The sequence below is a fragment of the Patescibacteria group bacterium genome (assembly GCA_028717685.1).
Taxonomy (GTDB): domain Bacteria; phylum Patescibacteriota; class JAQUNI01; order JAQUNI01; family JAQUNI01; genus JAQUNI01.
The window spans coordinates 447,946-473,665 of the sequence record JAQUNI010000001.1; the positions used below are offsets into that span (position 1 = coordinate 447,946).

22 protein-coding genes and 1 tRNA gene are annotated in these 25,720 nt (G+C 43.2%); 7 read left to right on the forward strand and 16 right to left on the reverse strand.

The window, feature by feature from the left end; all coding sequences use genetic code 11:
* Positions 1-230: 230 nt before the first annotated feature.
* Genes PHW01_02275 through PHW01_02285 form a run of 3 tightly spaced genes read right to left on the reverse strand, consistent with a single transcriptional unit; the run spans position 231 to position 2,309 of the window.
* A complete protein-coding gene (locus tag PHW01_02275; GenBank protein MDD5626816.1) occupies positions 231-1,367 on the reverse strand; it encodes a hypothetical protein in 1,137 nt (378 codons plus the stop codon).
* 22 nt (positions 1,368-1,389) lie between these two features.
* Positions 1,390-1,947, reverse strand: a complete 558-nt coding sequence (locus PHW01_02280) for a hypothetical protein (protein ID MDD5626817.1) — start codon at positions 1,945-1,947, stop codon at positions 1,390-1,392.
* A complete protein-coding gene (locus tag PHW01_02285) occupies positions 1,947-2,309 on the reverse strand; it encodes a hypothetical protein (protein ID MDD5626818.1) in 363 nt (120 codons plus the stop codon). Before PHW01_02285 ends, PHW01_02280 begins: the two co-directional genes overlap by 1 nt.
* A gap of 1,229 nt (positions 2,310-3,538) precedes the next feature.
* On the opposite strand from PHW01_02285, the gene PHW01_02290 reads away from it, so the two are divergent.
* The 5 genes from PHW01_02290 (at position 3,539) to PHW01_02310 (ending at position 9,733) form a co-directional block, all read left to right on the forward strand.
* The gene (locus PHW01_02290; GenBank protein MDD5626819.1) at positions 3,539-4,255 is read left to right on the forward strand and encodes a hypothetical protein; all 717 of its coding nucleotides are present in this window, start codon (positions 3,539-3,541) and stop codon (positions 4,253-4,255) included.
* 241 nt (positions 4,256-4,496) lie between these two features.
* On the forward strand, positions 4,497-5,372 hold the full coding sequence (locus PHW01_02295; GenBank protein ID MDD5626820.1) for a hypothetical protein: 876 nt from the start codon (positions 4,497-4,499) through the stop codon (positions 5,370-5,372).
* A 12-nt stretch (positions 5,373-5,384) separates the two neighbouring features.
* Positions 5,385-6,740: a hypothetical protein gene (locus tag PHW01_02300; protein ID MDD5626821.1), complete on the forward strand. Its 1,356-nt coding sequence runs from the start codon at positions 5,385-5,387 to the stop codon at positions 6,738-6,740.
* Positions 6,733-8,631: a hypothetical protein gene (locus PHW01_02305; protein MDD5626822.1), complete on the forward strand. Its 1,899-nt coding sequence runs from the start codon at positions 6,733-6,735 to the stop codon at positions 8,629-8,631. Before PHW01_02300 ends, PHW01_02305 begins: the two co-directional genes overlap by 8 nt.
* A gap of 73 nt (positions 8,632-8,704) precedes the next feature.
* Positions 8,705-9,733, forward strand: coding sequence for a hypothetical protein (locus tag PHW01_02310; protein MDD5626823.1), 1,029 nt, complete (start codon positions 8,705-8,707; stop codon positions 9,731-9,733).
* A gap of 465 nt (positions 9,734-10,198) precedes the next feature.
* On the opposite strand, the gene PHW01_02315 is transcribed toward PHW01_02310, so the two are convergent.
* From PHW01_02315 to rpsO, 8 genes are all read right to left on the reverse strand, one after another.
* Positions 10,199-10,534 (reverse strand): DUF5658 family protein, encoded by a 336-nt coding sequence (locus PHW01_02315; GenBank protein MDD5626824.1) that lies wholly within the window; start codon positions 10,532-10,534, stop codon positions 10,199-10,201.
* A 339-nt stretch (positions 10,535-10,873) separates the two neighbouring features.
* Entirely contained in the window at positions 10,874-12,403 is a 1,530-nt protein-coding gene (locus PHW01_02320; protein MDD5626825.1) for a YifB family Mg chelatase-like AAA ATPase, read from the reverse strand.
* A gap of 161 nt (positions 12,404-12,564) precedes the next feature.
* Entirely contained in the window at positions 12,565-13,035 is a 471-nt protein-coding gene (locus PHW01_02325) for a signal peptidase II (protein ID MDD5626826.1), read from the reverse strand.
* 101 nt (positions 13,036-13,136) lie between these two features.
* The gene (locus tag PHW01_02330; protein ID MDD5626827.1) at positions 13,137-13,598 is read right to left on the reverse strand and encodes a TraR/DksA C4-type zinc finger protein; all 462 of its coding nucleotides are present in this window, start codon (positions 13,596-13,598) and stop codon (positions 13,137-13,139) included.
* A gap of 1,176 nt (positions 13,599-14,774) precedes the next feature.
* Entirely contained in the window at positions 14,775-16,325 is a 1,551-nt protein-coding gene (locus tag PHW01_02335; protein MDD5626828.1) for a hypothetical protein, read from the reverse strand.
* Between the two features lie 205 nt (positions 16,326-16,530).
* Positions 16,531-18,747, reverse strand: coding sequence for a polyribonucleotide nucleotidyltransferase (locus PHW01_02340; protein MDD5626829.1), 2,217 nt, complete (start codon positions 18,745-18,747; stop codon positions 16,531-16,533).
* A gap of 96 nt (positions 18,748-18,843) precedes the next feature.
* On the reverse strand, positions 18,844-19,338 hold the full coding sequence (locus PHW01_02345; protein MDD5626830.1) for an NYN domain-containing protein: 495 nt from the start codon (positions 19,336-19,338) through the stop codon (positions 18,844-18,846).
* A gap of 71 nt (positions 19,339-19,409) precedes the next feature.
* A complete protein-coding gene (rpsO, locus tag PHW01_02350) occupies positions 19,410-19,676 on the reverse strand; it encodes a 30S ribosomal protein S15 (GenBank protein MDD5626831.1) in 267 nt (88 codons plus the stop codon).
* Between the two features lie 300 nt (positions 19,677-19,976).
* On the opposite strand from rpsO, the gene PHW01_02355 reads away from it, so the two are divergent.
* Positions 19,977-20,921: a tyrosine-type recombinase/integrase gene (locus PHW01_02355; protein ID MDD5626832.1), complete on the forward strand. Its 945-nt coding sequence runs from the start codon at positions 19,977-19,979 to the stop codon at positions 20,919-20,921.
* A gap of 232 nt (positions 20,922-21,153) precedes the next feature.
* Here the strand turns inward: PHW01_02355 and PHW01_02360 are convergent, their stop codons facing one another.
* Positions 21,154-21,357: a hypothetical protein gene (locus PHW01_02360; protein ID MDD5626833.1), complete on the reverse strand. Its 204-nt coding sequence runs from the start codon at positions 21,355-21,357 to the stop codon at positions 21,154-21,156.
* Between the two features lie 518 nt (positions 21,358-21,875).
* Here PHW01_02360 and PHW01_02365 point away from each other — a divergent pair.
* A complete protein-coding gene (locus PHW01_02365; protein MDD5626834.1) occupies positions 21,876-22,832 on the forward strand; it encodes a hypothetical protein in 957 nt (318 codons plus the stop codon).
* An 88-nt stretch (positions 22,833-22,920) separates the two neighbouring features.
* Here the strand turns inward: PHW01_02365 and PHW01_02370 are convergent, their stop codons facing one another.
* The 4 genes from PHW01_02370 to PHW01_02385 form a co-directional block, all read right to left on the reverse strand.
* Positions 22,921-23,115 carry a hypothetical protein gene (locus tag PHW01_02370; GenBank protein MDD5626835.1) on the reverse strand — a complete coding sequence of 65 codons (195 nt, stop codon included), beginning with the start codon at positions 23,113-23,115 and terminating at the stop codon, positions 22,921-22,923.
* Between the two features lie 23 nt (positions 23,116-23,138).
* On the reverse strand, positions 23,139-24,554 hold the full coding sequence (locus PHW01_02375) for an HD domain-containing protein (GenBank protein MDD5626836.1): 1,416 nt from the start codon (positions 24,552-24,554) through the stop codon (positions 23,139-23,141).
* A gap of 90 nt (positions 24,555-24,644) precedes the next feature.
* Complete coding sequence (locus tag PHW01_02380) at positions 24,645-25,322, reverse strand: hypothetical protein (protein ID MDD5626837.1); 678 nt, start codon at positions 25,320-25,322, stop codon at positions 24,645-24,647.
* Between the two features lie 168 nt (positions 25,323-25,490).
* Positions 25,491-25,564: transfer RNA gene (locus PHW01_02385), tRNA-Arg, on the reverse strand.
* Between the last annotated feature and the right edge of the window lie 156 nt (positions 25,565-25,720).

The following is a 25,720-nucleotide window of genomic DNA, read 5'->3' on the forward strand; positions in this document are numbered from 1 at the left end:
GGGCTGTGGAGCCATAATGCTTCATAAAGACCCCCTCCAGAACCTCCCCTCACCCCTCCTTGGAAAGGAGGGGATAATCAGAACCCCCTCTTCGCTCCCCCTTTAAAAGGGGGAGATAGTATGTCCTCCCCTTTCCAAGGGGAGGGTGGGAGGGGTCTAAAAATACCACATAAAAAAAATAAGCCCAGAGTCAACGTATGATGTTGAACTCTGGGCTTTTTGGTTTCAAATTATTTTGCAGCCGGTGCAGGCGGGTCAGATGGTGGAACTATTCTATTTACATCCACCAATTTTGCGCCATTACCTTCCGCTGCTTTCTGGATTAGTTCCTCTTTCCAATAGCACGATCTCAAGTAGACTTGGGCTATGCCATGGGCAGATTCGCCTTTGTAGCCGCGCTTTTGGTACCGCTCTAGCAGAGAGGCATACAGCTCCGCTCGTGCTTCATCCTTATTGTTCGTATTAAAGGCACGGGTCAGAGCCTGGCTTGTGGCTTCAGCATCTGCTTTGGCGACGTCAATTTTGACCTCCAAACACTTTGTTGCTGCATCCAAGTCAACCTTGGTGACAAATCCTTTTGTGTCTGGAATCAATGCCGTGGCTGTTGCCTCGGCAGTTGCCTTAGCTTCAGCTCTGACTACTGACATATCAATAGCGGGAATTTGAATTCCAGTGGCAGTTGTCAAAGCCTTGATAGCAGTCTCTGAAGCTAAACTAGCCGTATCAGACGCGGTTTGGGCTAACCCTTTCGCCTCACCAGCAGTTTTCTGCGCTCCTTCCGCAATCTTGCGAACCTCGGCGAGCTCGGTTTCCAACTTACTTACTTTTTCTGTGAGCTCTTTTAAGGTCTTAGCAATTGCTTCATCACAGATTTTCTTGATCTGATCTGGGCAAAGTGGAGTAGCTGGATCAATAATTCTCCAACCGCGCTTTTTTAGAGCAGCAGCGAGGGCGTTCTCAAAAGGTTTAGGCTCCATATTGCCCGCGACAATAGGGGACAACATCTTTTCAATGTCCTCTATGTCTGGCTTTTTCCCATTCGCATCTACGACCTGGCTATAGAGAGCCCAGGCTAAAGCACGATTTCCGATCCTGCGGGCTTGGTTGTCCTGATCGTTAATAATAGTCGTGCCGCCGCCAGGACTGCCTTGCCCTTGCTTAGGAAGATTCTGCACCTGGGTTTTTAAGCCAGAGATCGCAGTATCCATACCTTTAAGGATGTTAGTGATTCGCGTGATATCCTGATCCTGCTCCTTGACAACCTTGACCAATTTCCCAAAGTCCCCTGGATCAACCTTATCCGCAGCCTGCGCCGCAAGGAGGGGGAGAAACAGCGAAATCAATACGAGAACAATAAACTTTTTCATTATAGATTTCTCCTTTCCTTGCTTACTGAACTGGATACTTTTGTTCCAGATCATCTAGTACCTTACTACGCTCTGACTTTTGACCCTGTTGCGGAGCTGGTGGCGGTGGCGGTGGAGGATTAATTTTCTCCTCTTTTTTCGGTATTGAGAAATAGAAAGCCCCATCCTGGACTCCCTTACCGCTAACGGACACAGCGTAAAAACCGGGTTCCGTTATGGTCTCTTTCGGGGTCCATACTGCTTCACCCTCACTGCCAAATGACTCCGTGGAGCCTTTTACCTCTTCTGCCGGACTATTCACTTTGACTTTCAAATGTTTAGCCTTGTCGGGATCGGAAACTTTAAATTTGATGCTCTCAAGTATTCCAGTGTTTACTGTAGAATCCGATGGCCAGGTCATTGTGACCGTCGCCAATGTTTCTGGCACCTTTTCGCCGCCGCAACCGCGGACAGAGAAAAAGATTATAAGACCAATAACCGCTAAAACACCGATTACGACATAACCCCAACGAGGGAATTTGAATCCGCCGCCTTGTGCGCCTTGTGCCGCGTTTCTCTGTGCCATTCTGTCTCTTAACATTATTTGACCTCCTTTTCTGGATTTGTAATCCTAACTGCTGTCTCATATATCGTTTTAGCTCTCGGAACACTGTCGAGACCACAATTCGCGATAAACGTAGCTTGGTCCGTATTCACTATATTTTGGGCGCTATTAAAGCCTTTTCCGCTCATTGATTTCGCTGTTTCCTCATCAATATTGAGCTCAATAATCAAAGTTTCCCAAGGCTCAATTAGATTGAGTTTTTTTCTGATGGGCAAAAGTTCCTCATCTAACGAGGGTATTAAACGATCCTGCCAATCCTCCAACCCAGAGACCCTTTTTTGTAGGACGCCGACCCAAATAATTAAAGCCACTATTAGTATCCCAACTATCCATTCCATTTTCATTCTCCTTTTATAATTTCACGCAACTAAAATTAACCTAGAAACACAAACACTCAAACTTTCTTTTAAAAACACGCCTCCTTCCTTTAAATTGCCATAAAATTTTGAAACCAATTTACAAAGAACAAATTCCCGTTTTTCAGGAATTCACGCTTCAAGCGCTCTAAAACCAAAGATTACCGATAAAGCCGAGGTTTTTAAAAGGCTGAAGCCTAAATTCCCAAGCTGAATTTTAACACTTATTTATAGCATATCTGAAAAACTTTGTCAAGGATTTTTACCTGAAAATCCAAAGTAATCCAGATTTTGGCTAAAATAAGGCACAAATGGAATAGGGAATTAGGAATCATGAATCAGGGATAGACCCCCTCCCCGCCCGCCATCGCTTCGCTCAGGCGAGGCGGGCGGGCACCTCCCCCTTCCGCCCAAGGCGGACAGGCAGGGCAGGGGGGAGTGAGAATCTTCCCCTCCTTGGAAGAAAGGAGGGGATAATAAATCCTCCCCTCAACCCGTGGGAGGTTTTTTAAAAAGGGGTCTCTAATAATTCTGCGGAACGATCCTATACAGGGGCTTGACAGATTTTTTAAACCTGCTAAAATCATTTTTTAGATAAAAAGCCTAAAAAATCTTGACAGATTTTCAGATATAGTGCTAAGCTTAAAATCGGGATAAATAAAACAGCAAGAAATATCAAGAAGTAAGGAGGGCTCTTGTAGCTCTTTTTAAAATTCAGAAGTAACGCCCGCCCAAGTTTTGCAAAGCAAAATTTAAGCGGGAATGCATAGACAATGGATTATTTGAAATAAGAGTAGTCCACTGTCTGTTCATTAACAAAAATATTTTTTCGCGCTATGGCAGATGCCTTTGTCGTATCCCTCCGCGTGGCTACTATGGAGGCAAGAAGCAAAGAGCATCTGCCATAGCCTTTATCGTCTCACAAGTGTAGTTTCTTAAAGTCTAGGTCGTGCCTGACATTGAGGAGTGAGCCCTAGCAACAACCAAAGATGGTTTTGTAGGTGCAGATCACAAATCAACGAAGGCGCGAGTATAGCCGCTTTCAATTCCTAGCCATTATAGAAAGCGGCTATACCCCTTAATCTTCAGAAAGGAGGGAGAAAAAAGGGGCTTAGTGTTCCGTTCGGTTAGTAAATAATGTATCTAAATGATCTAAAGGTTCGAAAAAAGTTGGCATCTAATTAAGAGAGCCAAAAAGAGGAGAAATTGAAATGAGAAAGATACTGATTTCTATGTTCGTTCTGGTTTGTATGATGGCATTCACTGGTATAGCTCTGGCTAGTAATACTGCTTCGTGGACGTTCGATATTAAAGTACAGGTGCAACCTTGGATCCAGAAAAACTCCGGTAATCCTAGCTTAATGAAGATGGCGGATCTGGAGCAGGATAAGGATAAAACGGAAACCACTTTCGGGTGGTATGAAAGTTTTTATAGCAACGTTCCGTTCACGAAGACATTCACAGGAACTAATCCAGCCGGTGATGCTTATCCAATTTTTGCACGTGAAGAAAGAGCGGTAGGTGGAGCTGGACTAGGAACTTATGATAGACTTTCCACACGTATAACATTTGAAACAGTGGTCAACGGAATACTGGGAGGAGAAGTAGGACGAGACGATCAAAGTGCGGTGTTTAATGCAGGAACCCAGAATAGTGCAGGCGTACCCGCGGGTACAGGTTGGACGCAAGGCGGCTTTGATCCTAATGTTTATTCAAACCCCAATGCTTCTATAACTTTCGGCACTCCGCACGATGGCGAAGTTTGGGAGAAGTTCTTTGTTAAGGCGGATAGAAAAATGCCAGATTATGCCACTGATAATGCATGGTATCAATCAGCGGATGCTGGTATTTATGCATTAACAATCACCGAAACCTTAGTTGGTCAAAATACAGTGCAGTCATCGGATGCTTACGAGGTCTTCCCATAATCTAATGACATCCGGAAGATCATTTAATGCTAAATGAGCACAGAGCAGTTTAGGAAAAAAAAGTTTTTCCTACTCTGCTCTATTTTTTTATTCAAAAACTTGACGTAATTTATTGTATGTGCTAATATTTCAGGTCCTATATCAGGTTAGAACTTTGACAATTAGCTACAGAATTAGAAAACGCAAGGGGAAAATTGTATCGTATTGTACTAAATTCTAGGGAGAAGGGAGGTTTTGAAAAATGCAAAGGCAAAAAATCTGGACAAGCGCTATGGTTTTTACTGTTCTACTAGCAGTAGCAGCTTCTTTGGTCTTCGCTTTTGTGGAGATTAAAGAGCAAACTAATCTAAACGGCGTTATCAGCGAGCCGGGAAACACCGCCTCAATGCGGAAAGGCAAGACACTCTTGGTAGAAAGCAATCAGGATGTCAAAATCGCTTTTTCCACTACAGGAGACATTAAAAGGGAGGAACGAGGTTCAGATGGCAAGGGTTTGAACCGTTTTGATGAAATCAAAAAAACAACGGTCAAGCTGGGGATTTCCGGAGAAAACGACTATGAGTGGCAAGGCAATCTGGAAGATCTGAATGGCTTAACAACCGACACTATTACCCCAGACCAAGATGATAGAATCTGGTGGAATTTGAAAGTTAAGGCGAAAACAAGTTTGTTGAGCTTTGATAAGGATAAGGAGTGGGACGCATCCTTGGATGCGGGAATTTATCAAACAAGTATCACTATCACCGTAATCACAGTGGGGCAACCGCCGCGTCCATCTTTGGAATTTATTCCTGATGTCGCGGAAGGCGGATCGTCATTATTCTGCGTGGAAATCCACAATAGTGGAACCGAAAAGAAAGACAGCGCGGAAAATGTCCGAGTCAGAATGAGAGTTTTAAACGGCGCGAAGTATGTTAAGGCACTGGATTATAACCCCAAGATTGGTAATATTGAAAGCGAAGAGAGTAAAGGTTTCTTGTTTACTATCATCACTAATACCAAGTGGGACAGTGCGCCTCTGGACACAGAAATTAAGGTGGAAATAGAAATTGTCCGAGAGGACAACTGGCCCGAACACAATGAAGGCAAGATCGCCTATTATAGCTTGGTGAAATAAGGAGGTGGAATAATGAAAAGGTTTGTGACGTTTAGTATTGGATTCTTTTTAGTGTTGGTCTTCAGTGGTAATATTCTCGCGGAAAAGGTGGGACCGCCGCGAATTTACATCACCGTCCATAAAGGCAAAGCCGAGACTGCTATTCTCTCTTTGCAGGGAGTGGTACTGAATGAAAAGGTCTTCCTTTACCTCTGCGACATCACTGTTGACCGCAAAGGCAACTACAGCTTTGAAAATCTAAAGGGGTGGAAATATTCCGCCTTGGACTGGGTAAAACTTTATAAGCTCTCTGTCGCGGAGGAAAAAGTTATAGAAGACCCAAATCATCCCATAATTATTACTTCTCCAGCCCAAGAAGAAGCAAGATTACCTAAGAAACGAGTGGTAGCTTACTTTCCTTATGAAGAAAAAGACGTTCTCTCTTTAAGAAAGGAAGCGATCACCTATATGGGGATCAAAGTGCAGGTTCCATTTGATGTGAAACCCGGGCAATATTACGCGGGAATAATGTCGGAACCGGTTGATTTCCAAACGCTTAGGGGGATCGTGGACGGCAAAGCTATTCAAGTTCAAAAGAAGACTCGGATCGCTATCCCTGTAATTATTACTGTCCCGGGCGGGGTAGTGAAAAAAACAGGCAAGATTGCGACAGATCCAGAAACTTCTTTACCTGTGCTTCACGCAGATGTACAGCAGAAAGAGATTAGAATTTCCGCCACTTTTGAAAACACAGGGAACATAATAGAATACGCCAAAGGGGAAGCGCGGATTGTCGGTAAAATAGACGGCAGAACCTATGCGGTTGTGCCGATGAAAGCATTAAACCCTTCATCGGTTGATGGCGCGGGAGAAATTTTTCCGGAAACATTAAGAGACTTTGAAGGCATTGTTTCACGACCTCTGCCTGCGGGAGATTATAAGGTAAAATTGGCAATCAACTATGGCGTCAAATTTCGGGAAGCGAGGGCTGAAGCCGAAATCACTGTTTCCGAAGCTGTCGCCCAAAGCCAAAAAGATCTCTTGATGCTGGCGGTGGAGCCTGCTTTTTTAAATTTACGGATAAAACCAGGACAAACCACGATGGAAAGCATAGAGTTAACGAATTTGGATTATCAGCCCCTTTCAATAAAAGCGGCGATTGTGCCTGAAGGATTGTCTTGGCTACAGATTAACCGGAGCGACAAAATAGAAGTTGATCTGCTTGCCAACCAGATGAAAAAGATTGTTTGCAGAATAAGCGTGCCCCGGGACGAAAAAACGGGAGAAGCGCAAGTAAAAAGAGCAAAAATTATACTTGTGCCTGAAAGAGGTAAAACAGTGTCCATAGATGTAGAAATCGTTCCTGGTTCAGGAACAAAAGGTGATTGAAACCAAGGAGATGGGTAAGATGATGGTCAAGAAGAGTTTATTGATAGCAATGTTTATTAGTTTATGTATTCTAATAATGGCTGCTGCGGAAGAACAAGTCGTAATTGACCCTGGTCCGACAGTTGCAACCGGGATTACATTGGGAAATACACCAATCGTCCCGAAACTAGATTATGTGGAAACAGAAATCCGAACCATAAGTCAAGAATTGAGTGCGGCTACTGGTATCCAAATCCTTGTGGATCAAAATGTAGAAGGGACAGTCACGATTGGCCCTCTGGAACAAGTTCCCTTGGAAACAGCGTTAGATCTAATCTGCGCTTCGGGGGGTTTGGAATGGGTAAAAGCAAAAAATTATTATTTAATTCTTATGCCGGACCCAGATAATATGGCTTTCAAATCGCATGTAGTAACTGAAGGGGTAAAAATCAACAACCTGGATGCCAGAAGCATACCCGACCTACTCAAACAGTACGACTTTTACTTAAAAGTAGACCCGCTTAATAACCAGATCTTTATTACGGCTCTGCCTGGTTCAATGATGAACAGGATAAAAGGGGCGATTGAGAGAGTGGACACAGCCGTGCTTAAAGAAGTGGAAATCCGTCTGGTTACTTTGGAGTATTCTCGGCGCGATAAGGAAGAGATTGGCTTGGATAGTCTTAACGCACTCCTCACCGAAGATGCGGCAAAAAGAGATATCTACGGCATTCAAATCGGCGAGAATACATTCGGCGCCACAAATGCCGAGATAGCACCATTACTCCGACTAAAAATCTTAGCAAGCCGAGAGGAAATCAAAATCACGGGCGATCAGAAAGCGACCGTTCGTGAAGGTAAAATTGCCAAAATCAACTTTAGTAAAAAAGGCGATATCTTCCTGACAACTGGGATCGGGGGGGTTGCTAATAATAACTTTTACAATTTGGAAAAGGCAACCGTGCAGGCAGAGCAAGGCGTAGAGACAGAAATCCTGCGGGTTACTTCTGATAATCACATCCTTATAAATGTAAAAGGCATTTTGGAATACATTCAAGAGACACCTGATGCGATAAAGACCGGTCAAGCCATCTGGACTGAAAGCGGCAAGGTGGATACTCAAGTAAATATGCAAAACTACAGGACAATCTGGATTGGCACTTTACGTCGCGAAGTAAACAAGCAAACACGGGAAATAACTGGGAGAGGTAAGGATAACCGAGAGATTGAAATCGCTTTCCTTTTGACTGCAAATGTCGTTGGCACAAAACCACCTGCCCCTCTAGAGATAGAGGCGAAGATTGAAAAATTCTTTGCTGCAAAAGAAAAAGGCACAATACACCCTCAATTCTCGTTTGGTGTTGGCGGTTGGGTGCAAAGAGCTGAAGATGCTTGGATTCCTTCCAGAGATTCTGTTGATCCTATTCCAATAGGAGAGATAAAAGTGAAACTCTGGGAAAACCTCAATATATTTGGCGGTGGTGGCGCAAAAGGGAAAAAGAACCTCGGATATTTCGGTGTTCAGTATGGCGACTTTCTAACCATCGGTGCTGGGGGAATTAAAACCAATCAGTTATCAAGCGTTAAGCCGTTTCTAACTACTGGTGTGTCTTTAGGCACTGATCGTGTAAGGTTAAATATAGAAGCTGTCTATCTTCCTGACGCCCCCAAACAAAGCGGCATTAAAGCTGGAATCAACTTCCGTTTCGGGGGATTTGCTACTAAACAAGTTTCTCAAGCCACAGAAAACGCAGAGGTGGAGCCAGTTGCAGAAGCTCCGATTGCCAAAGGGGCGACCCAGATCATTGAAAAGGAAAAAATAATAGAGAAAGAAATTCTTGTGCCCTTGGCTGATCCCGAAGAATGGAATAAAGCCATTGAACGGGGCAAACAAGAACAAGAAGTAAAGTGATAAAAGAGGCGGAAGGGAGACTCTAAAAAAATTCTTTTCGCCTCATCTAAATAAAAGAAAGGATGGAAAGAAAATGAGAACAGTCAGGGTGATTGTCGTTATTGTAATAATACTTTTACTAGCCGGCGGAGGAGTATATCTCTTCTGGCCTAAGACCTCTGAAACGAATACTTTGGATCAGGAGCTAGCAGATTTAAAGGCTGCAAACGCCACTCTGGTCACGGAAAAGACTGAAACCGCAAATAAAATTTCCGAACTGGAGAAGGCAAAAAAAAGCCTGACCGAGGCTAATACCACATTAACCAGTCAGGTTGCAAATCTAGCTGGCGATCGTGATGCAATAAAGCAAAGCGAACTTTACTTTGCCAAGGTCTACCGCGAAGGACTAGCTGTAAACGAAAAAGCCAATAAAGATAATGGAGTATTACGCAAAGAAATTGAACGGCTTAAAGCGGAAAATAAACAGCTAGTGGAGGACAATAAACTCCTGCAAACTCAATATAATGAACTCCTCACAGAAAAGAAAGCAGCCGAGGCAGCGAGAAAAGTTGCGGAAGATAAAGTGGCTGGTCTAAACAGAGATATTGACGCCGCAAAGCAAGGACAAGATGCCGCGGAAATGAAAGCAGTAAAAGCCGAACAGAATCTTACGAGGCTAGAAGCGGAAAAGGCAAAAGCGCAAAGCGAAATGGTGACCTTGAACGCTAAAATCGCTAACGATTTGGTGGATAAAAAGGCGCTTCAAGATCAGCTTGACACTGCCAAAAAGGCGCTGGAGGCGATGGAAGGACGGCTGGGAGAGTCTGACAAATTAGTCGCTAAATCACCGACGATGGATACGGTAAAGGAAAACTTGGCTCTAAAAGCCGAAATTAGATTCCTTTATGCGACAATCCTCGTGGCTACCTCATCCGAGAAGAATCTCTCGGACGAAAGCAGAAGAAAGGCGACTAACCTGATGGTTAGGTTGACCTACCAATCAGACGCGGATCTGCGCTTTAAAGCGGCTGCCAAAGTTATGGAAGAAATGCCACTAGATGGCGCCGAAAGCGTTGACCAGCTCCACACACGTTGGGGAGCCTGGAGAAAAACGCAAGAATAAATAGTACCTTGAATCATTACCCATAAGCTTTAGCCTATTAAATATTAGACTTCAAGCTTATGGGATTTTTTTATTTTAATATTACTTTACCTCCCTCGCGAGGAGAAATGAAAAGTGAAACCCCCTAAATCCCCTTTATCAGGGGGATTTTAATTTCTTCCTTCTGTGACCCACGCGCTCTAGGAGAGAGTTGTTGGCTCCATAGTGGCGTTAGCCCTATGGAGTCAGGATGCAAGCCGTAAAGAAAAAATATGATCAGACTTTAATGCTGTTTCGCATTGCGGCTCCACAGCCTGCCCGCCATCGCTTGCGCTTCAGGCGTTAGCGGGCGGGCCCCTCGCTTCGCTCGGGGACTATGGAGCCAACAGACCCCCTCCAACTCCCCCTTGGTAAGGGGGAGTGAAATCAAGCCTCTCGCAATGACAATAATTCATTGATTCAAAGTGATAAAAAAAAGCGCCTATTTTATGAAAATAAGGCGCGGATTGAAGGAAAATTGACTCTTATAGTCGCTGCGATGTAATAGACTGAATAGGCAATGGCAACAACTACATAGCAGGTACTAATAACCTTGGGTCTTGCCCAAGATCTTTTAAGAGCCAATTCTGCAATAAAAACGGGAATGAACAAGAAAATAAACATTTTCACGGCTGCAAAAAGGGTAACCCCTCCTTGAGCCAAAGACCATTTCAGGATAGGGTTTGTCTCCTCGCAAACCCCCGTGGTGATGCCGATTACGGTGGTAAGAAGATCCACCAGACCGATTAAAAGAACGATTTTGCCATATTTACTGATTTTCATCTTTCCACTTCCTCTAAAGAATGCCCTATATAAAGAATTAAAAACTCATAATGTCAAACCATATTAGATATGAGACTATAATACCATTTTCTTACCTATTTGTCAAGAAAAACTAGAGTAGCCCCTTCGCCTCACAATCTCCAAGTAAAAAAAGGAGCCCCAGTTTCTTGCTGCCAGTCTAGGGGGAGGCTTACTATGACAAAACAAGATATGGGGCACAGGGAACCTTAGATAGAAAAATACCGCTTCCACCACCCAAGGATAAAGCGGCTCCATCCAGATTTCTGTTATATTCACTATATTACCCTTAAAAAATTATGTCAACCCCAAATAATGATTTTAGTTTTCATGCTGGCGATATTGCAGAGCTTCGGCAATATGTTCGCTTTTAATATGTTCCGCGTCTTCTAAATCCGCGATAGTCCGCGCCAACCGCAAAATGCGGTAATAGGAACGGGCAGAGAGATGGAAACTCTCCACCGCGTTCTTTAAAAGCGCGCGGGAAGTGGAATCTAAAACGCAAAACCCGCGAATCTCGGGGTTGCCCATCTCGCCATTGGCTATAATTCTCTGCTTCTGCTGACTATTTTTAAACCGCTCTTCTTGAATGGCGCGCGCTTTTTGCACCCGCTCCCGCACGAGGGCGGAGCTTTCGGCTAACTCTTCACTCGCCAATTTTTCATATTTTACCCGCGGCACTTCTAAGTGCAGGTCAATACGGTCAAGAAGGGGACCCGAAATTCTTTTTTGGTAGCGGATGATTTCACTCGGCGAACAAACGCAGGGTCGCTCTGGATCGGATAAATAGCCGCAGGGACAAGGATTCATCGCGGCGACGAGCGTAAATTTGGCTGGAAAAGACATGGAACCTTGAGCGCGGGAAATCGTGATTACGCCGTCTTCCAGGGGCTGCCTTAAATTTTCCAAAACATTGCGGGAAAACTCCGGAAATTCGTCCAGAAAAAGGACGCCTCGGTGGGCTAAACTAATTTCTCCGGGTTTGGGATAAGCGCCGCCTCCCACCAGAGAAACCCCCGAAGCGGTATGGTGCGGAGCGCGGAAAGGACGCTCCAAAATTAATGGTTTATCCTTGGGGAGCAGACCCGAGACAGAATAAATCCGCGTTACTTCTAAAGCTTCAATCAAGGTCATTTTCGGTAAAATAGATGGAAAAGAACGAGCAAGCAGGGTTTTACCGCTCCCGGGCGGTCCGTTCATCAAGATATTATGCCCGCCCGCGGCGGCAATTTCCAGAGCCCTTTTGACATGCTCCTGACCGTGGACACAGGCAAAATCAACCTCATAAAGAGCATTGGTTTCTAAATTCTTTAAATTCAAAGGCGCCACAGGCGTGATAGAATTTATTCCCTCCAAATGGTCTTTCAACCCTAGAAGATTAGCCACCGGATAAACATTTAAACCGCGCACGAGCGCCGCTTCTTTAGCGTTTTCCTCGGGCACGAATAATTCCATAAAACCCTCGCGCTTCGCCTCAATCGCGATGGATAAAACGCCGTTCACGGGACGCACCTCTCCTTTTAAGGAAAGTTCGCCCACAAAAAGCTTTTCTTTGGTATCAAAACCCAGCTGTCCCGTGGTGGAAAGAAGGCTTAAAGCAATCGGCAGGTCATAGGCAGGACCTTCTTTTTTTAAATCCGCGGGAGCCAGATTCACGGTTATCCTTTGCCTGGGGAAGGCAAGACCCGAATTCTTAATCGCGGAGAAGACTCGGTCCCGCGATTCAGAGACCGCCGCGTCCGGCAAGCCCACTACTGAAAAACGGAACATTCCTCGACTCACATCGGATTCCACCTCCACAAGCTCCGAGGATAAACCGATAACGGAACAAGAGTGAATTTTAGTGAGCATAAAATAGAAATTTCTAATTTTAAATTTTCAATTTCTATTAAATTTCTAATGACTAAATTTTCAAACCCCGTTAGAAATGAAAAATTTCTAAACGGGGCAAACAGTTTAAAAATTAATTCATTGAAAATTTAATGAAAATTGAAAATTGAAAATTTTTCAAATTACGCCCTGCGAATTGCCTTTACTAATAAAATCACTACTCCTGCAACAATCATTATATCCGCGACATTAAACACCGGCCAAAATGCCAAGTTCAAATAATCTATCACATAACCAAAGCGGAGGCGGTCAAGCACGTTAGAGAACGCGCCTGCTCCCAACAGCACTAAACCGCAAAGAGAGGAAAAATCTTTTTTTTGCCAAAATTTCCGCCCCCAGTAATATAAAAACACGCAAAGCAATGCCGTAATTAAATAAAAAAACACGACAGACCACGCGCCATCGCTGGACGGGGCGGGCAGGGGAATCCCGAAAGCAATGCCGTAATTACGGTAAAATTCCAAAGAAAAAAAATGACCTAAAATAAAAAAATTGGGTCTGCCCGCGAGAACATAGCCAGCCCAATTTTTTAAAATTTGGTCTAAGATGAATAACCCTCCCGCCAGTGCAAAACACCACTTAAGTTTGCGCATAAAAATATAGGAATGAGTAAAACGTAATGGATAATGTGTAATTTATCAGCCTGCAACCCACTATTCTCTTATTGCGCATTACGGGTATTACGCATTGCACATCATTTCTTCTGCGCGCATTCTAAACAAATCGGCGCCCTCGGAAAAACCTCCAACCTTTTTGGATTGATCGGCTGCGCGCATTTTTCGCAGATGCCATAAGTGCCTGCCTTCATTTTGGCTAGGGCATTGTTAATCTTAAGCAGGTCCACCTCCAGAGTGCCATGCAGCGCCAACCGATCATAGTATTCAGTCACCTCCATCGCGTTTTCATCAGGCTTAGTGCCGAAAGAGGGGAATTTAGCGTCATAATCACCCTTTACCTTTTTATCTTTAACCGCGATTTTCTTTAATTCCTTCTCAAGCTCTTTTTTGTCTTGCTCTAATTTCTTCCTTAATTCCTTGAGCACCTTTCCTTTTAATCCCGCATTTTTAGGCTTCTTATCCTTATTGCCTAAGATATCGGGAAATTTTGGTTTAGGAATTTTAGTAAAATCTAGTTTGGGGATCTTGGGGAATTTCATAAAATTAGTTTTTTATTTTTAGTCCTGCAACCTTAATCTAAGTTTATAATACCCGACAAGAAAAGGCAAGGATTAAATTTTTAATTTTTAATTTTCATTAAATTTTCAAGAAATTAATTTTTAAACCTCTTTTATTTCCTAATTAGTATAGGTTTCTTTAAATTGCGAAACCCACCCCCCCCCCCTGCCTTGAGCGGGGAGGCAAGAGGGGGTGGGAGCTCCAATGCCCCACCTACAGTCTCTAGAGGGAGGAATATTTTATGATTTTGGAAGTTTTCATAATGCACACTAGGCTTTTTAAAAAAAATAAACAAAAAAACAGCCTTATCCAAATTAAGCCTGTCTTCTTTTAAGAGAAACAGGGGCAAGATAGCCCGCGATATATATTGTTTAAGGGGGCATCTGCCCCTGTGTTAGATTGGAATACTCCAACCTCGACCCCAAAATACCAAAAGGTAAATGAGGTCGATTGGAATTCCAGTCTTTTTTTTGGCTGTAGTGGTCAACTACTGGCCGTCTTCTACTACTGACCTCCCTTGCGGGAGATTCTTTTCCGCTTTTAAGTACAAAGAGCTATTTTTTGGACTGCACCCTGAAATTCAATAACTTCCAGCTGAATTTAAGGCGTTATCAAACTTTAGGGCGCAGTCCATTTTGTAGTTTTTGTTTTTGTTTTTGCTATTGACCTAGAATAGCGAATTTTTAGAGTAGCAGAAGAAAAACCCAATCACAAATAGGGGGAACTTGTGATTGGAGTTCTCTCCACTACTCTATAAACAAAACAGAAAATTGATTGTCTGTGTTTATAAATGTACCCTCTTTTTATTCAATTTTTCTGGCTTCGTCTAGCTTTGCCAGATCTTTATGACCAGATCTCGCAGAGCGAGACTATATCCAGTATAGCATAGAAAAAATCCCATGTCAATCCGTGTGGATAACTAAAAAACCCAATTAAAGCCTATTCTTCAATAATAAGTTGTTTCAGCCTAAAATAAACAAAACAATCAATATTTTTCCCTTTTCCCTTCCTTATTTTTCCTTTTAAACAGTGGATAAACTGTGCACAACTGGATAAGCGAAAAACTAAAAGTAAAAAGTTAAAAGTGGAGATTCAAATTTGTCAATTTGCAATTTAAAATCACAACTTTGCACTTTGAATTTTGAACTTTTAACTTGCTACATTTCCCCCCAAACCTTTATCAAAATCCCATCTCGCGCGTTGCGGCTTGAGCCTTGCAATTTTTTGAAGCCCGAAAGGACATTCGCCTGACCTGCTTCGGTTAACTTTTCCAAATCAAGATAAAACCATTCATCAGCGTTGGAGAATGATTTCTGTAAAGGATCCTCTTGGGGCTCGCGAAAAGAAGAAATTACTTTCTGAAAAATCTCCTCGGAGTCGCTGACAATGAGCCTGTCGGCTAAATAACCATAAAACAAATTGCGCTTGAGGTTTAAAGCAATTATATCGGTTTGAATGCCCGCCACTTCTTTTTGTTCGGGAAGCGCTTCATCCGGAAGAACGTATTCCGTAATTGCGCTGCCATCCGGCAATATCACTTCTTCTTCTTGAGGTTGGTTGGCAACAGCGAGGCTTTTTAAAATTGCCGCCAATCTTGGAAGCGCTGTTTCATCTTCCGCGCTTTTAGACACAATTAAGGCAGTGGTTAGGGTCTTGTCTATTTTACGATCAACGATAAGCTCAAGGTCTCCCAAGGCGAGAGACTTCAGCTCCGCCATCTTGTTGGTTGCCTCGAGATTTTTCCGAATTAACCCATCGGGATCCAGAAAAGACCAGAAAAAACTCTGAAAGGGAGTATCCCCCAAGACAAACCGGGCATCACCCGCGGGAAAACGCGCTACCAGCAAAGGATCGGAAGGAATAAATCTCGACCAGGAAGCTTCGGATTTATCAGAAACCATTTTGTCTTGAGAGGGATAGTACGCCTCCAATTCCAGACTATTTCCATTTATCTTGGTAAGCCCCACTCCAGAAGGCAGCACGCTGTCTAGATTCAGATAAACAAACAAAGGAGAAGGGGAGCGAAAATGGGCTTGCGTTTTCTGGAAATTGGCATTGTTCTCTAACGCGTTGGAGGGAATGGCTTTAAGATCCGCAATTGTTTTTAAATTTTGTTCGTTTTGCGAAAAAAACAGATAACGATCCAGAAGCATATAATAAAAATTTCCTTCTTCTGAAATTACCCGCCCAAGCGAAATCCCTTGGTAAGGAACATCGGCGCTTAAAAATTTCTCTCTCAAAATATTGGAGATGATCGCTCTGTTTTTAATTTCTAAAACTAAAAGCTGGTGTTCTGCCCCATTATCGGCAAATTGAACCCAAGCCAGCATCTTGCCTTCGCGCAGCAAGAAATCATCTAGCTTAACAGAAAAGGTTCCCAAGATGTTTTGAATTTGCGCCGCGCTCGCGGGCAGACCTGCCTTTTCCGCGAACCGATCGTAAAATTCAAAAAGCTGGCGAGTATTATTATTCTCGCGGTCAATGTTTAACTGAACTAAAATTTTTGTATCGTTCGGCAACAGACGGGCAAGGCTATTCTGGTTGGAAAAATCCTCCAGATACTGCCGCGAGCTGAAACCCAGAATAGCGACTAAAAAAATAAGGGCGAGAATCGTCCCTAAAACAAAAAAGTGGGTTTTATCCCTCATTTTTCCTCGTGTTTTAACCTCTTGTTTTGGCTTTAAGAGATTAACTGCTGGATTCTGCATAGTAAAAAATTCTCATTGCTCTGATTGATATAGTTGGTCTAAATGAATCAGGAATACTATAAGAGTATAAATCCAAAATTCAAAGTTCAAATGTCAAATCAAATCTAAAATCCCAATGACAAAAATTTAATTGTTTTGGATTTTGAGGCTTTGAGCTTGATTTGAAATTTGGATTTTGACCTTTCTCTAACGGGGCTAACGGGGTTTATTCCCTGTCAGGTCTCCCAAAGAAGGGGGCGTGTTTAGAAAAACCGGATTGATTATTTTTATTTTCTAGTTTCAACAGATTTTTACAAGAGAGGTTTATCCGTCCCTTCTCATCAATCTCAATCACGCGGACTGGGACAATTTGGCCCACTTTAAAATACTGATCTACCCGTTCCACGCGAAAAGGAGCAATCTCGGAAACATGGATCAGACCTTCCTGACCTGGCAAGACTTCCGCGAAAGCGCCAAAATCCATAATCCGCGTAATCTTGCCCTGAAAATCCTCGCCCACTTTCACCTCGCGGGTGAGATTCTGAACCCATTCCACCGCTTTTTTGGACATTTCGGGGTTTGCCGAAGTTATCATCACAAGCCCCGAGTCTTCAATATCAATATCCACCCCCGTATCCTTAATGATCGCGTTAATCACTTTGCCGCCCGGACCAATCACATCGCGGATTTTATCCGGATTAATCTTTAAAGTCACAATCCGCGGCGCGTAAGGCGATAAATCCTTGCGGGAAGAGGAGAGGACTTGATTCATCTTGCTCAAAATCTGCAGGCGAGAGACCTTTGCCCGCTTCAAAATTTCCGGGAAGAGATCCAAGGGCAATCCTTCTACTTTAACATCAAGCTGGAGCGCGCTAATGCCGTCTTCCGTGCCCGCAACTTTAAAATCCATATCTCCCGCGTGGTCTTCAATGCCTTGAATATCGGACAAAATTTTATAACTGGTTCTATCTTCAGAAAAGAAAATTCCCATCGAGATTCCCGCCACGGGCTTTTTTAAAGGCACGCCCGCATCCATTAAAGATAAAGAACTGCCGCACGTCGCCGCCATAGAAGTAGAACCATTGGATGATAAAATCTCGGTTACCACGCGGATCGTGTAGGGAAATTCTTCTTGGGAAGCAGGCAGGTAAGGCAAAATCGCTTTTTCCGCCAAAGCGCCGTGACCAATCTCCCGCCGCCCCGGTCCGCGCAGCATACCGACCTCGCCCGAACAATAGGGAGGGAAATTATAATGATGCATATAACGTTTGGCGCCGTCTTCCTCCATAGAATCCAAAAGCTGCTCGTCGCCGGGCGCGCCCAAAGTGACTACGGAAAGGGCTTGGGTTAAACCCCGTTCAAACAGCGCCGAACCGTGAGTGCGAGCCAAAACTCCCACCGCGCACTCAATCTTCCTTAACTCATCAATCTTGCGTCCATCCACTCTTTTCCCCTCCTGAAGCAGGGCTTGGCGCGCGGCGTCAGCCAATAATTCTTCAAAATAAACCTTGACCATACCCTTGCCTGTCTCATCCAACTCGCCCAAATAGCCTAAAAGGGAATCAAAAAGTTTTTTCACGGCATCGCTGCGCTCCGGCTTTTCCGGCACGAAAAGCACAGCCGCGAGTTTATCCTGCAAAAATTCCTGAATTTTATTCTTTACTTCACTGGAGAGCTCTACTTGCGCGTAAATCATCTCCTGGGGCGCAATTTCACCGCATTTATCTTTAAACTCTTGAATTAAACGCAAGCACTGCTTGACCTCCTCGTGCGCTCTACCGACATAGCTCACGATTTTTTCTTCCGGAATATCCGGTCCGCTCGCTTCAATCATATTCACCACGTTCTCCGTGCCCGCGACCAACAAATCCACGGGGGATTTGTCTAAAACCGCCTTGCCGGGATTCACCACCAATTCACCTTCCACTTCCCCAATGTGGCAAGCGCCAATGGGGCCATAGACAGTGGGGATTCCGGAAGTAGTAAGAGCGGCGGAAGCCGCGATCAAGGCTGTAATATGGGGATCCACCTCTGGATCCAAGGAGAGCACCATCACTATAATTTGAATATCATTGCGAATTTTGGGATCAAAAAGAGGGCGCAGGGTGCGATCAATAAGGCGCGAAACCAAAATCGCCTCATCGGTCGGCCGACCTTCCCTCTTTATAAAGCGGGAGCCTTTAATCTTGCCCGCTGCATACAATTTTTCTTCATAGTCCACAATAAGAGGCAGATAATCCACCCCTTGGCGGACTGCTTCGCCGCGCGTGACAGCGGCTAAAACCACTGTGTCGCCATACTGGACTCTTACCGCGGAGGTAGCCTGGATGGCTAAATGTCCTTTTTCAAAGGCAATCTTCTTGCCCCCCAAAACCCCCTCGTGTTTCATTACTTTACGCATTTTTGCTTCCTGCTCACAAGACTCTTTTCTCTTCCTCTGCAAGCATGGAAGACCAAATAACGCTTAGTCTTCTCGTCTGTAGACGAAGGGAAAATATGTCCAGCAAGGAATAGTTATAAATTATTAATAATACAAAGTTTAAATGAGATATTTTTTCGCCTCTTTGTCTAAATCAATGAAATCATCCGCTTCTTCAATTAATTTCTTGGAGGCGGATTTACCAAAAGCGATGATTTCTGTACGATGCCCCAAGCTCTTTAAATATTCCAAAAGGGGCTGAAAATCGCCATCTCCCGAAATTAAAACCATTACGTCCAGTTTCGGTCCCATTTTAATCATATCCACGGTAATCCCCACATCCCAATCTCCCTTTTTCTGCCCGCCCCAAAATACCTGCAAATCCTTCATTTTAACCTCAAAACCGGCATTAGACAAGGCATCGAAGAATCCTTGTTCTGACTCTGTTTCCGCTTTTATCACATAGGAAATCGCCCGGATGAGCTTTCTGCCCGCCACCGCCGCTTTTAATATCTCTTTGAAATTGACCTTTCTTTTGTAGATATGCCGCGCCGAGTAATACATATTGGAAACATCCACAAAAACCCCGACGCGCTGTTCTTTATGCTTGAGCATAATCTTGGTAATTGGTAATCAGTAATTGGTAATCAGTAAAATAATAGATTCTCTAATTACTAATCGCCGTTTTATTTTTTCAATTTTAATTTTTTAATCAGAGTCTGATATCTTTTTTCGTCTTCTTTAGCCAGATAATTTAAAAGTTTGCGGCGCTTATTCACCATCTGCAAAAGACCACGGCGGCTGGCAATGTCTTTCTTGTTTTTCTTTAAATGGATAGTTACTTGCTTGATTTCACTGGTTAAAATCGCGCATTGCACCTCCGGCGAACCAGTATCGCTCTTGTGGGTGGCAAACTTCTTAATAATTTTATCCTTTTCTTGAACAGTAAGCATAAAAGAAAGTTAAAAGTTAAAAGTGAAAAGTTTGAAATTTGACTTTTAATATTAGTTAGTAAACATTCCAAATTTAGCATAAAATAATAAAATGCGCAAGGGGTTGCATAAAGAGGGGAATGTCGTAAAATGAAAGGGGAAAGTAATCAGTAATCAGTAACTAGTAATTCGTAAAGGGGGATTTTTAATAAGTGATAATGGTTAGGACAAAGGACGAGAGAATTAATCCCTCCCCCCTAAAGGGGATGGCAGGGGGGTGCCTATTAAATTGAAAAGGTCACAAGTTACAAAATTCAAGTTATGAGTTATAAAAATATGGATTTAAATAAATTAAAAACAGATTTTCTGGAATACTGCGAAATTGAGAGAGGACTCTCCCAGCTTACGATCCGCAATTATGATTTTTATCTCTCTCGTTTTTTGGAATGGACAAAGGCGCGAGAAACGCGCCAGATTACAGAAGACGTGATCCGCGCCTTCCGCCTGAAGCTAAACCGTTATCAGGATAAAAAGGGACATTCTCTCTCTCGCGTTACCCAAAATTATCATTTAATCGCTCTGCGCTCTTTTCTAAAATACCTCGCCAAACGCGATATACCCTCATTCGCGGCAGAAAAAATTGAACTGCCCAAAACGCCGGAACGCGAGATAGAAGCCTTAACACAAGAAGAATTAGAAAGCCTGCTTGCCGCTCCTCTCAAAGCTGATAACCATTCCTTTATTAAATTGCGGGATCAGGCAATTTTAGAAACCCTATTTTCCACAGGACTGCGGGTATCTGAACTCGCGGGACTTACCCGCGAGCAAGTGAATCTGAAATATGATGAATTCACCGTGCGCGGCAAGGGGAACAAAGTAAGGATTGTCTTTTTATCGCCAAATGCCAAGCAAGCGCTCAAAATGTGGCTGCTCGCCCGCAGCGATAACGCGCCCTATCTTTTTGTGCGCTACAATAAAAAAGTGGCGGACCAGATTGAAGGTTTAGCGCCGCTCACTGTCCGCTCAATTGAACGGATGATTAAGCGCTACGCGATGCTCGCCGGAATCAACAAAAAAGTGACGCCGCACGTGATGCGCCACACCTTTGCCACGGATTTATTGCGCAACCGCGCGGATATCCGCAGCGTGCAAAAAATGCTCGGACACTCCAATATTTCCACGACCCAGATTTACACCCACGTGGCGAACGAAGAATTAAAAGAGATTCATAAGAAATACCACGGGAAATGGAGGAGGGGGAATTAGGAATTAGTAATCAGTAATCCGTAATCGGTAATTAGTAATTAGGGGTAATAAGTAATAAGGGGCGGGGAACAGGGAAAATGGTAAAAAATATAATGAACAATCTTGTTGTTCATTTTTTAATAAATAAAAAAAGCGGGATAAGTTCGACTATAAACTTTAAAGTTTACAAATATCTAAATCCCGCTTAGAGCCTGACATTTAAGACAAGCTGTAATCCTTATAAAAGGACAATCTACTTTATATTACTGCCAAAAGTAGCGACATTATGGTGGTCAATCTTGCGCGAAAGCCAAAAAATAAAACAATCGGGATACCGCCGCCGGCAAAGGTAATAAATTCCGCCCAAAGGCATCAAAGCCACATCCACGCAGAATTCGCAGAAGGCGACCACCATACCGCCCCAGTAACAAAACTCATGCCAGAAAATATAAATCATTAATATCCCTCCTTTCTGTCCGCATTAATATTCTGGAATTCTTAAGAAAAGAACGGGCTAGCAATCTGAAAACAGAATCAAAAATCACGAACCATAAGCAAAGTATTCGTGCCTTAAGACTTTTTTTACTACACTGTTAATTTAGCATAAAAAAGGGATTAGACAAGAGAGAATTAGTAAATGGTAATCAGTAATCGGTAATTAGTAATTAGGGGTAATAGGCAACAAGGGGTAGAAAATGGGGGAACGGAAAAGGAATAAATTATATTAAAGACCCCTCCCTGCCTCCCGCTTCCCTAAGCGGGAGGAATATAAAAAGATATGAACAATCTTGTTGTTCATTTTTTAATAAATAAAAAAAGCGGGATAAGTTCAACAAATAATTTTCGTGTCAAACAAAAATTTGACAAAAACTTTAAAAATGATATAATTTAGTCTTCTTGAGAAGTATTTTCAAGGAGAAAAAGGCTATAAAAAGGGTTAAACGTTCGTTTTTCAAAGAATGAAGGAGTCAAGAAATGAAAAAAATTTTGGGGGTAATGGGGTTATTATTTCTGATGATTTCAAATTTTAACGTGTTTGCAGAGGAGACAAAAAGTTTTACAGTTTGCTATCACACCGTTTTTTCGTGCCTTAATTCGGCAGAGAAAATTACAGGGATAGACCCGAGTCAATGGAAATCAATAACCAATAGGCAGAAACAAACCTTGGAATTACACCAAAGATTTGGAGAGAAGGATCTTAAACAATTCAAACCTGAGGAAATGGAAGGGTTTGCTTCGTATGAACCCTGCAGAATTGCCGAATTCTTAACTCAAAAAGGGTTTACCGATCTTGCGGGAAGCGTGAAAAATTTTTCCGCTCCTAATTTTGGCACGGTGGCGGTAATGAAAGTCAATGTCCACTGGGTAGAAAAAGGGGGTAGTGACTGGATAGAATACCAACAAAAATGGTATCAGGCGGCAACCTTACCCGAAGGCGTAATATCTATGGAACTGCCGGGGACAGAAGCACCTATATTTAGGATTGAAACCCAAGAAGGCGACTTTGCCTACATTGCCCTAATCCCTTACGAAGGGAAAGACCAAAAAGGATTAGAGGCAGAAATCTCTAAAGTTATTGTGCCTTTTATCAAGGGGAATATAGAAGAGACTGACCAGGAGATGGCAATAACTTTCCCGGTCGTAAAATACGACGGCAGGGAAGATATTTCTTGGTTGGTAGGGATCAATGCTATTGGTAAGGACAAAATACCAACGGAGCTTGCGGACGCGCAGATGCAAAATAAACTTGTGATGGATCACGAGGGTGCGTCCGTGGAAAGCGCGGCGTTTATGAGGTTCGCAAGAGGGTCGTCCAGGGCGAGGGCGTTTCAAATCAAGCAGCCTTTCTTAGTTTGGTTTTCTCGCCCGGGAATGAACCTCCCATACTTTATCGGCTACATCGCGCCCGATAGTTGGGTGGTTAAAGAATAATAAAAATAAGCGATGCCCTTGTGAACAAGAGAACTGCTCTCTTATAAATGTTTCACAAGGGATTTTTTTATTTAAAAAAAATCTCCGCCTATTCTTCATAGCCGGAGAAAAGATCTACCTCTTCTGAAGCCTCTTCACGCCACTCATTGCGGTCATAGCCGCCTGATTTCTTGCAATACGGATCATTGCGCAATTTACCAATGTAGTGATGCTTCTGTTTGTCTTGACTGCTCTTATGTCTTGGAGTTTTGCGTTTTTGTTCTGTTCTTCTCTTTTTACTCAAAACTAACCTCCTTTTACCCACTTTTAATCTTCTTCCGCAAGATAGTGCTTGCCGCGAATTTCCAAGTCTTCCTTTTTCTTTTCTTCACTAATCACGGCGAATTTTGCCTTGAGCTCTTGGTCAGGCAATTTTGCCAAGCCTAAAACCATTTTCTCGAGGGTCTTTTTTTCATTCAGCTTGGGATCGTCTAATACTTCGGCTAAAAGCGCGTTCACAAGCAAGCCTATCTTTGGCCCAGGCTTGATATTTAAAATTTTCATTATATCATTCCCATTGATTTTCAACATTTTGGCGGAAATGGGATCGCGGGAAACCTTTTCCAGCATATATTCCAGATGACGCAGTTTATAGGGTTTGGCTTTGGGACAGCCCGAACCCAAGCGGTCAGCAACGCGCAATTCAATAAGATCGGTAATATTTTCCGGTCCCACCTTGCGCAAAAGGCGGCGCACACCGCGCTCTGTAACTTCGCCGATATTATAGACAAACATATGGTGGCGGATAAGGTGCGCCACGCGCTCCACCACTTTTTTGGAATATTTAAGGCGGTAAAGGATTTTACGGCTCATATGCGCGCCGCGGACATTATGGCCATAGAATGTTGCCTCATCGCCTGCGCCCTGACGCGCGTAGGGTTTCGCAATATCGTGGAGTAGGGCGGCAAGGCGGACTTCTATCTTTTGGGATTTGCAAAAGCCCAAGGATTTCACCGCGTGCTCAAAAACCGTGTAGATGTGGTGTTTGGGCTGCTCCATACCTACGCCCGCCAAAAGTTCAGGAATTATATAGGAGAGAAGTTTCAGATCTAAAAGCAACCGCAAGCCCCATTCCGCTTGTTCACTCATCACGATTTTCGTGAATTCATCGCGAATGCGCTCGCTGGAAATAAATTTAAGGTTAGAAGATAATTTTTTAATCGCTTCTCTGGTCTTTTCTTCAATTTCAAAATGAAGCTCTGTGGCAAAGCGCACGGCGCGGAGCAGGCGCAAGGCGTCTTCTGAAAAACGCTCTTCTGAATTGCCGACCGCACGCACAATTTTATTGTTCAGATCTTCTTGTCCGCCAAAAAGATCAATTACTTTTCCCTCCTTTGCGCCCATAGCTAAAGCGTTAATCGTGAAGTCGCGGCGAGCTAAATCGTCTTCCAACTTCGCCGCGAAGCGGACTGCGTCTGGGTGGCGCTTGTCCGTATATTTTGCTTCAATGCGGTAAGTTGTTACTTCAACCTCGCTAATCACGACCGTGCCGAATTTATTTTCATACCTCCCGTCGGGAAAAATTTTAATAATTTCCTCGGGCTTCGCGTTCGTGGTAATATCCCAATCTTTCGGCTCTTTGCCTAACAAAAAATCCCGCACGCACCCGCCGACAATATAGCCTTCAAAACCTGCTTTTTCTAATTTTTTGATGATATCCTTTACTTCTTGAAGAATCTTCATATTTTTATTCTAACAAAAAATAGGAGAAAAAGATAGCATAATAAAAAAAATCTGATGCTTTAAAGTTCAAAAAAATTGTAAACATCAGATCTATTTTAGAAAGTAACCCCGCAGGTCGCGCTGACATTCTTGACAAAAAGGACCAAACCGGAGCCGGTCATGGGTCATCGCTACCCAGTCGTCAGGAAGCCGTAACCCTTGCCGCATCACACAAGTATTAGTACAATGCTTCCCTAACTTTTCCTCTATGTTATCCTTTCTATCCTTGGGGAGAAGGCCGAAGACATGCCCAACCTCATGGATAATCTCGGTCTTAATGCACTCAAGTTGTAATTTTAAATCAAGTTGTAGAAAACGGTTAATGGAAATGACCGTGCCCGTATCGGGTAAAGCGAGACCAATAACAAAATTATTATCTTCCTCTCCAGAATACATATCATTCCAAATAACGACCACATCATAATGTGGAGAGGTTTCCTGCCAAGGCTCGGTCCAAAGATTTGTCATTATAGCATCTCCACTCACTTGACCTTGCCGCGAGCTGGACTTGATACCTTGATCAATATACCAGTCCACACTATGATAGGGAACAAGCAACCCACCATCTAGCCAATCATTCAGTCTCCAAATACCAAAATTATAAACCTTGATGTTTTGGCTTTGACCAGCAATCTTGAGGATTGTGCAAATCCCAGCGAGGACAACCTCCATTTGTTGAGCTCCAATCCCATCCTCACGCATCACATAAACCGGCTTAATCTTTTGCAAAGTAACTACCTCCTCGTTTACGTATTATTTAGGCAATAAATTATTCTTATCAATAACATCTCAAAAGAACATAAAATCCGCCGAAATCTGGATTCAAATTATAATATATTTTTTATTATATGTCAATCAAAATTTGATTTTACACTTTCAATTGGAGCGAAGCGATTGTCTCCCCGGGAGGACTCGAACCTCCAGTCTACAGCTTAGAAGGCTGTCGCATTATCCAATTATGCTACGGGGAGGAAAAAAATGTAAAACGAAAAGTGAAAAATGTAAAATGGAATTTAAGATTAAAAACTTTTAAATATTCAATGCTGTGATGATTAAAAATTAACATTATTTAGCCCAGGCGTCAATTTACTAATTCCTGATTCATAGCTCCTCATTCCTGTGGTAAT